The organism is Stappia sp. (assembly GCF_048268045.1).
Lineage (GTDB): Bacteria > Pseudomonadota > Alphaproteobacteria > Rhizobiales > Stappiaceae > Stappia.
In genome coordinates this window covers 371,511-385,387 of the sequence record NZ_JBLWWG010000002.1, presented here as the reverse complement: position 1 = coordinate 385,387, position 13,877 = coordinate 371,511, and the positions used below count along the sequence as shown (strand labels likewise).

At 65.6% G+C, this 13,877-nt stretch carries 14 protein-coding genes; 6 read left to right on the top strand and 8 right to left on the bottom strand.

What is annotated here, in order from left to right:
• Positions 1–185 precede the first annotated feature (185 nt).
• The 3 genes from ACN0WF_RS04360 (at position 186) to leuD (ending at position 2,500) form a co-directional block, all read left to right on the top strand.
• Complete coding sequence (locus tag ACN0WF_RS04360) at positions 186–770, top strand: peroxidase-related enzyme (protein ID WP_417771557.1); 585 nt, start codon at positions 186–188, stop codon at positions 768–770.
• Positions 771–911: 141 nt separating this feature from the next.
• The gene (argC, locus tag ACN0WF_RS04355; RefSeq protein WP_417771556.1) at positions 912–1,862 is read left to right on the top strand and encodes an N-acetyl-gamma-glutamyl-phosphate reductase; all 951 of its coding nucleotides are present in this window, start codon (positions 912–914) and stop codon (positions 1,860–1,862) included.
• Positions 1,863–1,894: 32 nt separating this feature from the next.
• Positions 1,895–2,500, top strand: a complete 606-nt coding sequence (leuD, locus tag ACN0WF_RS04350; protein ID WP_417771555.1) for a 3-isopropylmalate dehydratase small subunit — start codon at positions 1,895–1,897, stop codon at positions 2,498–2,500.
• Between the two features lie 78 nt (positions 2,501–2,578).
• On the opposite strand, the gene ACN0WF_RS04345 is transcribed toward leuD, so the two are convergent.
• The 4 genes from ACN0WF_RS04345 to ACN0WF_RS04330 form a co-directional block, all read right to left on the bottom strand.
• The gene (locus ACN0WF_RS04345) at positions 2,579–5,242 is read right to left on the bottom strand and encodes a TonB-dependent receptor domain-containing protein (RefSeq protein WP_417771554.1); all 2,664 of its coding nucleotides are present in this window, start codon (positions 5,240–5,242) and stop codon (positions 2,579–2,581) included.
• 214 nt (positions 5,243–5,456) lie between these two features.
• Positions 5,457–6,437 carry a FecR family protein gene (locus ACN0WF_RS04340; RefSeq protein WP_417771553.1) on the bottom strand — a complete coding sequence of 327 codons (981 nt, stop codon included), beginning with the start codon at positions 6,435–6,437 and terminating at the stop codon, positions 5,457–5,459.
• A 112-nt stretch (positions 6,438–6,549) separates the two neighbouring features.
• A complete protein-coding gene (locus ACN0WF_RS04335; protein ID WP_417771552.1) occupies positions 6,550–7,074 on the bottom strand; it encodes an RNA polymerase sigma factor in 525 nt (174 codons plus the stop codon).
• A gap of 236 nt (positions 7,075–7,310) precedes the next feature.
• Positions 7,311–7,808 carry a MarR family winged helix-turn-helix transcriptional regulator gene (locus tag ACN0WF_RS04330; RefSeq protein WP_417771551.1) on the bottom strand — a complete coding sequence of 166 codons (498 nt, stop codon included), beginning with the start codon at positions 7,806–7,808 and terminating at the stop codon, positions 7,311–7,313.
• 253 nt (positions 7,809–8,061) lie between these two features.
• Between ACN0WF_RS04330 and ACN0WF_RS04325 the strand changes: the two genes are divergently transcribed.
• Positions 8,062–8,484, top strand: coding sequence for an organic hydroperoxide resistance protein (locus tag ACN0WF_RS04325; protein ID WP_417771550.1), 423 nt, complete (start codon positions 8,062–8,064; stop codon positions 8,482–8,484).
• 121 nt (positions 8,485–8,605) lie between these two features.
• On the opposite strand, the gene ACN0WF_RS04320 is transcribed toward ACN0WF_RS04325, so the two are convergent.
• Entirely contained in the window at positions 8,606–9,109 is a 504-nt protein-coding gene (locus ACN0WF_RS04320; RefSeq protein ID WP_417771549.1) for a cyclic nucleotide-binding domain-containing protein, read from the bottom strand.
• Between the two features lie 123 nt (positions 9,110–9,232).
• Positions 9,233–9,955, bottom strand: a complete 723-nt coding sequence (locus ACN0WF_RS04315) for a GH25 family lysozyme (protein ID WP_417771548.1) — start codon at positions 9,953–9,955, stop codon at positions 9,233–9,235.
• A gap of 292 nt (positions 9,956–10,247) precedes the next feature.
• On the opposite strand from ACN0WF_RS04315, the gene ACN0WF_RS04310 reads away from it, so the two are divergent.
• Entirely contained in the window at positions 10,248–11,051 is an 804-nt protein-coding gene (locus tag ACN0WF_RS04310) for an exodeoxyribonuclease III (protein ID WP_417771547.1), read from the top strand.
• A 53-nt stretch (positions 11,052–11,104) separates the two neighbouring features.
• Here ACN0WF_RS04310 and ACN0WF_RS04305 read toward each other — a convergent pair whose 3' ends face one another.
• The gene (locus ACN0WF_RS04305; protein ID WP_417771546.1) at positions 11,105–12,079 is read right to left on the bottom strand and encodes an NADPH:quinone oxidoreductase family protein; all 975 of its coding nucleotides are present in this window, start codon (positions 12,077–12,079) and stop codon (positions 11,105–11,107) included.
• Positions 12,080–12,246: 167 nt separating this feature from the next.
• Between ACN0WF_RS04305 and ACN0WF_RS04300 the strand changes: the two genes are divergently transcribed.
• A complete protein-coding gene (locus ACN0WF_RS04300; RefSeq protein ID WP_417771545.1) occupies positions 12,247–12,807 on the top strand; it encodes an RNA methyltransferase in 561 nt (186 codons plus the stop codon).
• 16 nt (positions 12,808–12,823) lie between these two features.
• Here the strand turns inward: ACN0WF_RS04300 and holA are convergent, their stop codons facing one another.
• Positions 12,824–13,873, bottom strand: coding sequence for a DNA polymerase III subunit delta (gene holA, locus ACN0WF_RS04295; RefSeq protein WP_417771544.1), 1,050 nt, complete (start codon positions 13,871–13,873; stop codon positions 12,824–12,826).
• Positions 13,874–13,877: the final 4 nt, after the last annotated feature.

Below are 13,877 nucleotides of genomic sequence, written 5' to 3'. Positions count from 1 at the left end.
GCCGGCCAGGTTCTCCTTGGTCCGTCCGCGCAGCCGGGCGCGAGTCGTGGGACACCCCTGGCTGCGCGACCATGCTAGGACGATACTATTGAAGAAGAAATGACTTCCAGTGGCGATCGGCACGAAACCCGTCCCGAGCCGCGCGCGAGGCACGGAAGTCGCATGAAAAGGGGAGGAGTTTCACCATGAATGACACAATCACCGCCGCCGCCCGGCCGATCGCGCTCGACCTCGAGCAGGAGACCCCTCTGAGCCCGCAGACCGAGGCCTATTTCGCCAAGTGCCGCGAGAAGCTCGGCATGGTTCCCAACGTGCTCGCGGCCTATGCGTTCAACGAGGACAAGCTCTCCGCCTTCACGGCGATGTACAACGACCTGATGCTCGGCGACAGCGGCCTGTCCAAGCTGGAGCGCGAGATGATCGCCGTCGCCGTCTCGGCCGTGAACCGCTGCTTCTACTGCCTGACCGCCCATGGCGCGGCGGTGCGTCACCTGTCCGGCGACCCCGAGCTCGGCGAGCTGATGGTCATGAACTACCGCGTCGCCGACCTCTCGCCGCGCCATCGCGCCATGCTCGACTTCTCCGTCAAGCTGACCGAGAAGCCGCAGGAGATCCTCGAGGCGGACAGGCAGGGCCTGCGCGACGCCGGCTTCTCCGACCGCGACATCTGGGACATCTCCAGCATCGCCGCCTTCTTCAACATGTCGAACCGCGTCGCCGCGGCAACCGACATGCGCCCCAACGCCGACTATCACGCGATGGCGCGCTGATCCAAGGCCCGACGTCTCCAAGGCCCAACGTCTCCACGGATCGACGTGCGACGGACATGACAAGCGGGACGGGTCTGGTGTAGAAAGCCGGTCTTGCCGGCGGGCAATCCGCCGGCGATCCCTCAACTGGAGTTTGGAGCCATGGTCGCGAAAGTGTTCATCGACGGCGAAGCCGGCACGACGGGTCTGCAGATCCGCGAGCGCCTCGGCCGCCGTCGTGACATCGAGCTTCTGTCCGTCGCCCCGGAGCGGCGCAAGGACATCGGCGCGCGCGCCGAGCTGCTGAACTCCGCGGATGTGGCCATCCTCTGCCTGCCGGACGATGCGGCGCGCGAAAGCGTCAAGCTGATCGAAAATGACACCACCAGGGTGATCGACGCTTCCTCGGCGCACCGCGTCGCCGAGGGATGGGACTATGGCTTCGCCGAGATGGCCGCAAGCCAGACTGTCGCCATCGCCGCCTCGAAGCGGGTCACCAATCCGGGTTGCTATCCGCAAGGGGTGATCGCCTGCCTCCGTCCGCTGATCGAGGCCGGCCTGCTGCCGGCGGACTTCCCCGTCACGGTGAACGCCGTTTCCGGCTATTCGGGCGGCGGCCGGCAGATGATCGAGGCCTATGAGGCCGATGGCGCGCGCAATCCGGCCTTCCTGCCCTATGCGCTGACGTTCCGGCACAAGCATCTGCCGGAGATGACGCGCTATGCCGGCCTGGCCTCGACGCCGATCTTCGTGCCGAGCGTCGGAAACTACGCGCAGGGCATGGTGACGGCGGTTCCGCTGCGCCTCGAGACCCTTGCCCGGGTGCCGAGCGCGCAGGAACTCCACGCAGCCCTCGATGCGCATTACCGTGCGCTGGAGGGCTCCTTCGTCGACGTCGCCCCGCTCGGCCAGGCAGACCGCGTCGCCGAACTCGACCCGGAGACCTTCAACGGCACCAACCGCATGCGCCTGCATGTCTTCGCCAGCGAGGATCGCGCGCAGGTCGTCCTGATGGCCGTCTACGACAACCTCGGCAAGGGCGCGTCCGGCGCCGCCGTGCAGAACCTCAACCTGATGCTCGGCGTCGCGGCCGACGAGAGCCTCGCGGCCTGAACCGCCCCTTATTTTGCAGGAGACCACAAGAGATGGAAAAATTCGACAAGCTTGAGGGCGTGGCCGCTCCGATGCCGATCATCAACATCGACACGGACATGATCATCCCGAAGCAGTTCCTGAAGACGATCAAGCGGACCGGTCTCGGCAGCGCGCTGTTCCACGAGATGCGCACCAATGACGATGGATCCGAGAACCCGGATTTCATCCTCAACAAGCCGGCCTACCGCAACGCCAGGATCCTTGTCGCCGGCGACAACTTCGGCTGCGGATCGAGCCGCGAGCATGCACCCTGGGCGCTGCTCGACTTCGGCATTCGCTGCGTGATCTCCACCAGCTTCGCCGACATCTTCTACAACAACTGCTTCAAGAACGGCATCCTGCCGATCGTGGTCTCCGAGGAGAACCTCGAGAAGCTGATGGATGATGCGCGCCGCGGCGCCAACGCGACCATCACCGTCGATCTCGAGGCCCAGGAAATCCGTGGCCCCGATGGCGGCGCCGTCAGCTTCGACATCGATCCCTTCCGCAAGCACTGCCTGCTGAACGGCCTCGACGACATCGGCCTGACGATGGAGAAGGCACCGATGATCGACGGCTTCGAGAAGCAGATGGCGGAGACCCGCCCCTGGGCCTGACAGGCTCTCGCGACAAATCGAAAACGCCCGGCCAATGGCCGGGCGTTTTGCATTTTCCGGAAGCTTTGCCCACGTCCCTCAGAACTTCGCCGTCACCGACGCGTAGACCGTCCGCCCCGGCGAAGGCTGCTGCACCAGGCTCAGCGGATCGACGTAATACTGGTCCGTCAGATTGTCGACGCGCAGGGAGCCGGTGAGCGTGTCGCTGAACTGGTACTCCGCGAACACATCGACCAGCGTATAGGGATCCCACTGGATCGCGCTGATGAAGGACGTGAGACCGCGCGCCGTTTCCTCGCCGTGGGAAATCGCCCGCGGCCCGACATGGGTGACGCGTCCGCCGACCGTGAGCTTGTCCTCCAGCAGCTTTTGCGACAACGTCAGACCGACCATGTACTCCGGCGGCACCTGGTTGGTGGCGTAGTCCGCATAGAGCGAATTGTTCTGGCAGGTGCCCGACGTCGGGCAGAAGGCGACGTTGAGGTAGTAGTTCGCCGAAAGCTCGGCCGAGAAGCCGGCCCATTCGTAGCGCCCCGAAAACTCCAGGCCTTCGAACTTGGCCCGATCCAGATTGTAGACGATCAGGGCGGAGTAGACGAAGCCACTAGATGCCACCAGATCCTCGCGCCATTGGCGCGCCAGATAGTTGGTCACGTTCCAGTTGAAATAGCCGAACTTGAACATGCCCCGGTCGTCATCGGCGAAAAGCCCCTCCTGAACGACATTGGCGCCGATCTCCCAATTGTTGGAGCGCTCCGGCTGGAGGTTGGGATTGAAGCGTGTGCTGTATCCGGTGAGCGCCTCCATGATCGACGGCGACCGCAGCGCGCTGGAAAAGCGCGCATACAACTCCACGCCATCCAGCGGCCTGACCGTAACCCCCACCTGCGGGCTCCAGCCGCCGACCGACAGGGACTGACCGTGGAAATCGTCGGCGGTGAGCGTCGGGTCCCCCTCGGTCCGGTCCTTGGTCCACAGATGCTGGTAGCGCAGGCTGCCATCGACCGTCAGCCAGTCCGTCAGGTCCCACTTCGCCTTGACGAAGGCGGCGGCCTCCTCACGCGTGCCATTTCGGACCTTGAGCCAGTCTTCCAGGACGATCGTATAGGGGCTGGGCTCGGTCTCCTCATGCAGGAGGGAAAGACCATAGGTCAACGAAAGCGCGCCAAGGCCCGTATCCACGCGCGAGGTATTGGCGAGATCCGCGCCCCACATCAGATTGTCGGTGCCGACACGGAAGTCGGACGCCAGGCCGAGGTCCTCGGGCTGCACCGGCGACCATTGCGTCCCTGCCCGGCGGGGGTTCCGCAACTGCAGCCAGGTCACCCAGAAATTGGCTTTCAGATCCACGTAGTCGTTGTCGAGCGGATCATAGCGATAGGACGACGTCACCGTGTCGAGCTGACTGCCGACCGTCTGGGCCTGCTGCTTTGCCTGGCTGGCGTCCGTGGCAAAACGCGATGCCAGCGTGTCGCCGGCCTCGCTTTCGAAGCGGGTGTAACCGAGCTTTACCGTGTGCTCATCGCCGAAACGGAACGTGCCCTTGGCGATGACCGACTTGGTTTCGAGCTGCGTGTTCAGCACCTCCTCGCCGGCGCGATAGTTGGCAAGCCCGGCGTTCTGGACATAGTCGCGGTAATCGAAGGAGTCGGGCCAGCAGTTGCCGTTCGGGCAATAGGGCGTGCGCCCCAGGTGTTCGAGTTCGGCGGAATCCCCGTTCTGGCCGGCATGATAGTTGCCGCGCTTGCGATAGGCATAACCCAGCAGCAGGTCGACATTCTCCGTCTGCATCGCGCCGACGATACTGCCGGAGCCCTGAGTGGGCATCAGTGCCGGCGGCCTGTCCATGCCGGTCGTCGATGTGGAGACGACCGGATTTCTGCCGAATAAGTTAAGGATGGAATAGCCTGCGGCCGTGCCGGCAACAGGGGTACTCGTGTTGGTGCCCATCGTGCCTTTGAGGCGCACGCCAAAAGTCTTGCCGTCCTCGACGATATCCGAGGCCTCGATCGTGGTCATCTTGACCGAACCGGCGATGCCGTTGGAGGCGGCGTCCGATCCCTTGGTGATATCGACGCCACCGAGAAAATCGGGATCGACGAAGGTGCGGTTGGAGACGCCCTGGTAGCCTTGGTAGACGTTGACGGAATTCATCGCGCCGTCGACGGTCACCGCGACACGCCCCATGCCCTGCATGCCGCGAATGTTCACATCCACGGAACTGCCGCTGTTGCGGGACTCGCCCGACAGAACGCCCGGCGTTCCGCGAAAGATGTCAGCCGGGCTCGACGTCCCGAAGCGCTCGATCTGCTCCTCGGAGATATAGTCGGTGGGCGCCGGGTCGAAATAGGGGGCATCGACGCTCGCGCCACTGCCGCCGATGACGATCCTGTCGAGACGCGAGGCCTCCTGTCCACCGCCGCCCACGGCGGGAAGCGCCCCCATGTCGGTGATCGTCACCGACGTCGGACCCGTGAACCCGTAGCTCAGGCCCGAACCGGCAAGCGTCGTGGCGAGAGCCTCCTCGGCCGTCATCGTGCCGCGAAGCGCCGGGGCGCTCGCCCCCGAGGCGACCGCGGTGCGATAGGCAACCTGCAGGCCGGCCCGATCGGCGATCCTGCGCAGCGCCTGGCCAAGCGGCATCCCCGGCTGGTCGAAGTCGATGGAGCGCGCCGATTGCCCCAGCGCGACCGGCATTCCGGAAAACCCGGGAAGCGCTCCCGGCCAGAGAGCGGTTCCCATCAACAATGTCATGGCAACCCGACGGCAAGCACGCCGGGTGGACTGTCGTCCAGTTTCGTTGGTCGGCATCTGACCCCAAACCTCGATTTCGGAAATTACCCGTGCGGGCGATCGCGCGAAGGGTTTGGGTGGTGCTCGCCTGGACCCTTCATCACATTGACGCGCAAGAGGCGCGACTGCCTAAAGAGGAAGGGTGCTTTTTTCGCGGAACCGATCAGGAGAGCAGGATGAGGACGCCCGGAACACGGCTGGTCGACAGGCCCATCGTTCCGGCGAGCGTACGCAGGGCGACGAGCGGTTCGCCGGTGGAGACCACCGCGCTGACGGGAATGTCCTGCGCCACCGTGGGCGCAACGACAACCCGCTCCGGCAGATAGCGCGCGATCTCCGCGACCGCCGTACCGAAGGACTGTCCCTCGAAGATCAGGCGCCCCGAGCGCCACGCAAGAACCGCATCCATGTCGACGGGGACCGCCGGCCGCGGCCACTCCCCGTGCGCGTAGCGCGTCTGCTGCTCGGCCCCGACCGCGACGGACGCAGCGCCCGCCAGATCGGAGGAACGGCGTGACCCGCTGACGTGCACCCACCCCTCGCTCACGGAAACAATCGTGTCGCCCGCGAGTTCCTTCACCGTGAAGAGAGCGGCGAGCGTCTCGCTTTCCCCGCCAAGCGAGGCGACCTGGAAGGGACCTTCGGAAGCGCCGGCGATCCGAAACTCCGCTTCTCCGCGCAGCAGCGCGACGCGGCGCGCGCCCCCCTGGAAATCAAGCGCAAGCGCGCTGTCGGTGTTGAGAAGGACGGTCGACCCGTCGGGCAGGGAAAACTCCGCCTGCTCGCCGACGGCGGTCGCGAGATCGGCGTTCCACCACACCTCGAGCCTCGGTGCGGCGAGGAGACCGACGGCGGCAGCCGCGAGAGCGCCGCTTCCGGCGAGAAATGCCCGCCTGCCAAGCCGCGCGTCGCGCAAGGGCGCTGCTGGAATGGCGCCTCGGCGCACCCCGGCCCGCCTCTCCAGAACCTGGAGCTCCTGCCAGAAATCGCGCTCGCGCTCGAACGCCACCCGATGCGCGGGAGCCGCGTCGCGCCACGCCTTGAAGCGGGCCATGTCCTGTGCGTCGACCTTGCCGGACGTCAGCCGCACAATCCAGTCGCGCGCTTCCAGCGCCGCACGGCGGTCGCTGTCCGATGGTGTCACGGGCTCGAACATCTCGTCGGTGCCACTTCCCAAACAAGTGGGCGCTCGCTCGCGCGCCCTGCTACCTTATAGACGGGTCACGGCGCGCGGTGCCTAATCACGTCGGCCAGGATTATTCGTCGAACGTATCGCGCACCTTGGCGAGCCGCTCCAGCGCCCGGCGGATGTGGTAGTAGACCGCCTCGTCGCTGATGCCCAGCTTCTCCGCGATCTTGCGGTGCGAGATATGCTCGATCCGGTTCATCAGAAAGATGCGCCGCGTCTTCTCGGGCAGGTTGTCGAGCGCCAGGCACACGGCATGAAGGCGCTGGCGGGCGATCAGCGTCCGTTCGGGCGAGATCTCTTCCGCCCCTTCCCACAACACCTGGGAAAGCTCCGTATCGATCTCCCCCCGGCGGCGTTCCTTGCGCAGATGATCCGTGACCGTGTTGCGCGCAACCCGCGTGACGAAGCCCACCGGGTTTTCGATCGGGGCATCGAGAGAAGCCGCCTCGAGGCGAAGCCAGACATCCTGCATCAGGTCCTCGGCAATCGCCCGGCTGCCGATGCGCGCCTGGGCGACGGCCTCAAGGCGCGGACGCGCCTTCACGAAGGCGCCGATCAGATTTGCAAGCTGCAACCGTTTCACAAAATTCACTGCCGGCTCCGGCACGCCCCATGCGCCGCCACATACGCGCCCTAGACGATGTCAAAATTCGCCGCAATGGCAATGATTTAGAGGCATTCAAAACTATAGGGATAAACATGTGCAAAATACTCATGTTTAGTCCTTGATTCCCTTGGCCTGTCGCGCCGGCGCCTCTGGCCCGCGCAGGCTCTGGATCCGGGACCGTCCCTATGGCATTTGTGAGAATATGTTGCAGTTTCGCAACATCACGGCACAGCCCGCGGTCCGTTTGCCTGTGTCGTGTTCAAAGCAGCCCTCAAGGCTTCAAGGTCTTCCTTGAAGCGGGCGAGATCGACACCCGATGCCATGCAGGCCGAAGCGATGCGTTCCGGCACGCCGCGCGCCTGGAGCTTCAGCCTGGCCCCTTCCTCGCTCACGCTCACCAGAACCCGTCGTTCATCGGCCGTATCGCGGCGACGCAGGACGAGGCCCGCCGCCTCCAGCCGCTTGAGCAGCGGCGTCAGCGTGCCGGAATCGAGAAAGAGGGCCTCGCCAAGACCTTTCACCGATGTCTCGCCGCGCTCCCACAGCACAAGCATCACCAGATACTGTGTGTAGGTGAGCCCCAGCGGAGCCAGCACTCCCTGGTAGACGCGGCCGAGTGCCAGTGTCGCGGAATTGAGCGCGAAGCAAAGCTGTCGCGAAAGCCGAAGCGGCTCGTCAGCGTCTCCAAACCCTGGTGTTTCGTCCCGATCCTGTTCCATCTCGGACCTTTCTTGCGCGTCGACCCGGTCTTTCCCTCGAGCGCAGCCGCGCCATATGGGCGTTGAACGCCCGCTCTCACATGCTGCTGCATCCCCACTGCGGGACTGTGTGTCAAGTTTCTTGCAAATAATTATATTGTACAAAATTCAATTTCGCACTATCTATTTGTGACAAACGGGCGATCCCACGCCGACTGCATCAGGCTTCGGGGCACCCGCGAATTTGACTGAACGGACGGAAAAGGAGACCGACATGGCCATTCTCTACACAGCTCACGCCTCCGCCACCGGCGGCCGCACCGGCACGGCGAAGTCCGACGACGGTCGGCTCGACCTGACGCTCTCGACGCCGAAGGAACTGGGCGGCGACGGCGGACAGGGCACCAATCCCGAGCAGCTCTTTGCCGCCGGCTATTCCGCCTGCTTCATCGGCGCGATGAAGGCCGTCGCCGGCAAGGAGAAGATCAAGCTTCCCGCGGATCTTTCGATTGCCGCAGACGTCGGCATCGGACCGCGCGAGGACGGCACCGGCTTCGGCATCGCCGTGACGCTCAACATCTCCCTGCCGGGAATGGAGCCGGATGCCGCAAGGGATCTGGTCGACAAGGCCGATGTCGTCTGCCCGTATTCCCACGCCACCCGCGGCAACATTCCGGTCGAGCTGAAACTGGTCTGACGCACCTGCCGGCAACGCCTGTCGGGGCGGAGGCCGCAAGGCTTTCGCCCCGATTGCGTTCAGCGGGCTGGCGGCCCGGTGTCCGCGAGGATGGCAAGAGAGACGGAGGAAATGACCGGCTTCAGCCGACGGTGTCGGTGTCCGCAGCATTCCGCAGATCGCGCGCCGCGCGGATCTCGAGGCTTTCGCGCTCGATCTGCTCGAGAACCGTGCCGACACGCCCCAACGCACCGACGGTCTTGCGGAATTCGGCCGCGCGCGCATCGAAAAGCCGGCGAGCGATGTCGGGAAACTCCTGCAGCATGCGCTTGAACAGCGCCCGACGGATGCGGATCACCTCGGTCGCCCCGCTTGCCACGGCACGGGCCGGGCGGCGCGTTTCGACGAGCAGAGCCGTTTCACCGATCAGGCTGCCGGGACCATAGGTGGCGGCCTTCACGCCCTCCTCATCGGTCTCCAGCCTCACCGCGCCGCTGGCAATGACCAGTCCGGCGTCGGCGCGCTCGCCGGCGATGAACAGCACTTCTCCATCGCGAAAGGACACATTCTCGGCCGAGAAGGCGAGCAGCCGCAACTGCTCGTCCGGGAACTCGGAGAGCAGTGGTACCTGACGCAGGAGATCCATATCCCGGGCTAGACTCATGCCTTGAGAAGTACGCCGAAGCCGGCGACCTGCACAAGGCTCTTCTGGCCCGCACGGCCCCTGCCTGGGGATGCCTGAGGAAAGGATCCCCAACCAAGGCTCGGCTCAGCGCTCGCGCTTGCCCTTCAGCCAGTCGCGCCACTGCGAGCGGGACCCGTAGAAGACATTGCGGTCGACATTGCCGGCGACGCCGTCCACCCGACCGGTCGCGGTATACTGCCAGAACACCCAGTTCGTGCGTTTCTCGTATTTCCGGTCCGGATGGCTTGCAACCGAGCGCAGCCAGAAGTCATAGCCGTGCTTGGCACCGACAAGCCGGTCGCGGTGAAAGTCTACGGACGAGTAGATCACCGGACGCTTGCCATAGTGCGCCTCGACCGCCTCCAGGAAATGGCGCATGTCGCGAATGACCGACTCGCGCGGCGGGCGCTCGCGGCAGGTCTTGGAGTGCGCGTTCCACTCCATGTCGAGCACCGGCGGCAAGGCGTCGGGATCGACCGGCACATTCTGGATGAACCAGGAAATCTGCTCTTCGACCGGACGGCAGAAATAATAGAAGTGATAGGCACCGCGCGGAACGCCGGCGGCCTTCGCCTTCAGCCAGTTGGTCATGAACTCCGGATCGACGTAGTCGCCGCCCTCGGTCGCCTTGATCCAGGCGAACTCGGTGCCGGCCTGCCTTACCCGGTTCCAGTCGATGTCGCCCTGATAGCGCGATACATCGATGCCGTGGATTGCGAAATCCTCCGGCGTTGGATCGGGAAAGTCGAATGCCGTGCATGCCGTTAGGAACAGACTGCAAATCAGGCTCAACACGCGCGTGGACATCGCTCTCTCTTCGGTCCGGCCCCCTCAACTGCGCCGCACCGTATGGGCAAACCGTTAAGGAAGCGCTTACCAATGAACCGCAGCGGAAATGCGGAGACGGAAAAGTCCGCGGAAGCGGTCACGCAAATGTGATCTCCCCGCAGCGGAGGTCCCGCGCGGCCGGGCTGCGAACAGCCCCTTGCAAGGTGATGCCGTCGCCGACCCGCTCGGCCCTTGCCCCGCCGCCGCTTTGCTGGCATTCCAGCCTGACAGCCTGTTCACCCGTCTCCCCCGTGCAGTTCGCGAGCCCGCCATGACCGACCGCCTGACGATCGCCACCTGGAACATCAACTCGGTGCGCCTGCGGCTGCCGATCGTCGAGAAGCTCATCCTGGAGCATGCTCCGGACGTGATCTGCCTGCAGGAAACCAAATGCCCTGACGGGAATTTCCCGCTCTCGCCGCTGCGCAAGCTTGGCTACGAGCACATCGCGCTGAACGGGCAGAAGGGATATCACGGGGTGGCGACGCTCTCCCGCCGTCCGTTCACGGACGAGGCCCGCGTCGACTATTGCGCCAAGGGCGACAGCCGGCATCTCGTCACCGGCATCGAGTTCGCCGGCAACCGCTTCGCGCTGCACAATTTCTATGTTCCCGCAGGCGGCGACGAGCCCGATCCCGCGATCAACGACAAGTTCGCCCACAAGCTCGCCTTCCTCGACGAGATGGCGGAGCGTTTCGCCGCCGAAACCGGCCCGCGCATCGTCGTAGGCGACCTGAACGTCGCCCCCTATGAGGAGGACGTGTGGTCGCACAAGAAGCTGCTGAAGGTGGTCAGCCACACGCCGCTCGAATGCGAGAAGCTCGAGGCGGTGCGCCACGCGGCAGGGCTTGACGACGTGATGCGGCGCTTCGTCCCGATCGAGGAGAAGCTCTACACGTGGTGGAGCTACCGCGCCCGCGACTGGTCCGCCGCCGACAAGGGGCGACGCCTCGATCACGTCTGGGCAAGCCCGGAACTCGCCGGCGCGGCCACCCGCATGGAGGTCCTGCGCGACGCACGCGGCTGGGAGAAGCCTTCCGACCACGCCCCCGTTCTGGTGCGCCTCGAGGCGTGAGACCGACGCCGGGCCGAAGCCGCCCGGCGTCCCTCGTTCTTCGCGCCTCGCCCTCAGGGGCGGATGATCACCTTGCCCTTCGCCTGCCTGTCGGCAATGCGGCGCAGCGCGGCCGGCGTCTCCTCAAGCGGGTAGATGCCGTCGACATGCGGAACGACGCTGCCCTGCGCCACCCATTCGAGCAGTTGGGCCATGCCGTCGCGATGGTCCTCGGGCTCACGCACAATCGCCTCGCTCCAGAAAACGCCAAGCACATCGCAGCCCTTGAGGAGCAAAAGATTGAGCGGCAGTTTCGGGATTTCGCCGGCGGCGAAGCCGATCACGAGATAGCGCCCCCGCCAGCCGGTCGCCCGCAGCGCCGCCTCGGCATGGGTCCCGCCGACGGGATCGTAGACCACATCGACGCCGCAGCCATGGGTGAGCGCCTTCAGCCGCTGCTTCAGGTCCTCTTCCTCGTAGTTGACCAGTTCGTCCGCGCCGTGCGCCTTCGCCAGCGCCAGCTTTTCCGCGCTGGAGGCGCAGGCGATGACGCGCGCGCCCATTGCCTTGGCGATCTCCACGGCGGCAAGGCCGGTGCCACCCGACGCCCCGAGCACCGCGACCGTCTCGCCCGGCTCGAGCCGCGCGCGGTCGCGAAAGGCATGCAGCGCCGTGCCGTAGGTGACGGTCAATCCGGCCGCGACCTCATCGGCAACCCCCTCGGGCAGCGCGACCAGATCCTCCTCCGAGGCAATCACCGCCTCGCGCACCGCGCCCCACTTGACGTAGCCCATTACCCGATCGCCCGGCTCGAAGAGCTCCACCCCCTCGCCGATGGCCAAGACCCGTCCGGCGAACTCGGCGCCCGGCGAGAATGGCAGCTCCGGCCGAAACTGGTATTTCCCCTGCAATATCAAGGTATCGAAGAAGTTGAGGGCCGCCGCGCCAACCGCGACAAGCACCTCACCGGGTCCAGGCTCCGGACGGGCGATCTCGGCAATCACGAGATCTTCCGGCGGTCCCAGACGTTCGCAAAGAACGGCTTTCAATCCTGTATCCCCCAATGGGCAATACGCCGGAGTGGCGCAAACAGACCCCGTAAAAGTGCCTAGCACATCGCCATCATGGTTAAAAGTTCGTGAAAGCCCCATCGCTTGCCTTGGCGGCTTTGCGGGGGTATGCCCCGAGCATCCATTCTCAAGACAGGGCAGGTGAAATGCGCGGTTACTTCGCCGTCGGTGCCGAAGGCATCTCCAAGCCGATGAACCTCGGCAACCTGATGCGCTCGGCACACGCCTTCGGCGCAAATTTCTTCTTCACCATCGATGCCCATGACCGCATCCGCAAGGCACCGCCCTCCGACACCTCCAAGAGCTCAGGCCACCTGCCGCTGTTCCACTGGCCGAGCATCGACGCCATGGACCTGCCGCACGGCTGCCAGCTCGTCGGCGTCGAGCTGACCAGGGACGCGGTTGACCTGCCGAGTTTCATGCACCCGCTCCAGGCCGCCTATGTACTGGGCCCCGAGCGCGGATCGCTGTCGCCCCGCATGCAGGCCGCCTGCTCGCACATCATCAAGATCCCGACCAAGTTCTGCCTGAACATCGCGGTCGCCGGCGCCATCGTCCTCTACGACCGGCACCGGGTCCATGGCCAGTATCCCGAGCGTGCCGTCTCCAGCGTCAATCCCAGAACGGAACGGCCGGTGCACCGCCACGGCGGCCCGATCATGCGCGTGACGCGCAAGCTCTATCAGGGAGAAGACGCGCCGGAATAAGGCGCGCAGGCGATTTTCAGCGCCGCGCGCCGCGGGCACGCGACCGCGCGACCCGCGCAAGCGTGAGCAGCACGTCGCCGACAAGCGCGGCGGCAAGCGCCGGCGACTGACGGGCATCGGCCACCACGCGCCCCAGCCGCTCGCCGGCGCGCGCCAGATCCTCTCCCGACCACAGTCCGAGCTGCCGGGAGATCATGTCCTTGCGCTTGTAGAAGACCGGCGGCCGGGCGCCATCGACCACCTGGGAGGGCGACTGCCCCCGGTCGACCGCGGCCCGCCCGCGGGCCAGAAACTGGAAATGGCGCAGCGCCGAGCCGGCGATCACGTCGACGCGCTGCCCGGTCGCCTCCAGTCGCTCGAGCCCGTGGTCGAGCGTGACCAGATCGCCGAGGGCGGCGGCGTCGATCAGTTCGTCGACCGCGAAGGCGGAGGCGTCGCCGATGATCGCCTCGACGTCGGCGGCCTCGATGCGCTCCCGTCCGTGGGCATAAAGGCAGAGCTTGCGCACCTCGCCGCGGCTTGCCAGCCGGTCGGCGCCCAGAAGCCCCATCAGCGCCTGGCGCGCCTCGCGGGAGATCGAAAGTCCGGCCTCGCGCAGCTCCAGGTCGATCACCCGCTCCAGATCGCGCTCGGCATCGGCATAGCAGGCGATGGCCACCGCCTTGCGGTCGCTCTCGACCTTCTTGCGCAGGCCGACGCCCTTCTTCAGGTCGCCAGCTTCGATGACGACAAAGGCGGTTTGCGGATCGATGGCGCCAAGCAGAGGGTCCACGGCAGGCGACAGGTTGCGCCCGGCGCCGTCGCGCACCCACACGACACGGCGGCCGCCGAACAGCGGCACCGTCATGACCTCGTCGATCAGCCGTGCAGGATCGGAGACAACGTCGCCGCCGTCCAGCTTGACCAGCGAGAACGGATCGTCGACGCCCCCGGAAGCGGCGTCGACAAGCATGCGGGCACGTTCCGAGACCAGCCCGACATCCGGGCCGAACACGAGAACGAGCGGCACGTCCGCCGGTGGACTGGCGACGAAGCGTTCGACCTCAGCCGCCTTCAGGGCCACCATGAGC

What these genes read in the sequence shown, in the direction of transcription:
- ACN0WF_RS04360 (WP_417771557.1), top strand. Translation starts at nt 186, where the DNA reads ATGAATGACACAATCACCGCCGCCGCCCGGCCGATCGCGCTCGACCTC.
- argC (WP_417771556.1), top strand. Translation starts at nt 912, where the DNA reads ATGGTCGCGAAAGTGTTCATCGACGGCGAAGCCGGCACGACGGGTCTG.
- leuD (WP_417771555.1), top strand. Translation starts at nt 1,895, where the DNA reads ATGGAAAAATTCGACAAGCTTGAGGGCGTGGCCGCTCCGATGCCGATC.
- ACN0WF_RS04345 (WP_417771554.1), bottom strand. Translation starts at nt 5,242, where the DNA reads ATGGGAACCGCTCTCTGGCCGGGAGCGCTTCCCGGGTTTTCCGGAATG.
- ACN0WF_RS04330 (WP_417771551.1), bottom strand. Translation starts at nt 7,808, where the DNA reads ATGGAACAGGATCGGGACGAAACACCAGGGTTTGGAGACGCTGACGAG.
- ACN0WF_RS04325 (WP_417771550.1), top strand. Translation starts at nt 8,062, where the DNA reads ATGGCCATTCTCTACACAGCTCACGCCTCCGCCACCGGCGGCCGCACC.
- ACN0WF_RS04320 (WP_417771549.1), bottom strand. Translation starts at nt 9,109, where the DNA reads ATGGATCTCCTGCGTCAGGTACCACTGCTCTCCGAGTTCCCGGACGAG.
- ACN0WF_RS04315 (WP_417771548.1), bottom strand. Translation starts at nt 9,955, where the DNA reads ATGTCCACGCGCGTGTTGAGCCTGATTTGCAGTCTGTTCCTAACGGCA.
- ACN0WF_RS04310 (WP_417771547.1), top strand. Translation starts at nt 10,248, where the DNA reads ATGACCGACCGCCTGACGATCGCCACCTGGAACATCAACTCGGTGCGC.
- ACN0WF_RS04300 (WP_417771545.1), top strand. Translation starts at nt 12,247, where the DNA reads ATGCGCGGTTACTTCGCCGTCGGTGCCGAAGGCATCTCCAAGCCGATG.
- holA (WP_417771544.1), bottom strand. Translation starts at nt 13,873, where the DNA reads ATGGTGGCCCTGAAGGCGGCTGAGGTCGAACGCTTCGTCGCCAGTCCA.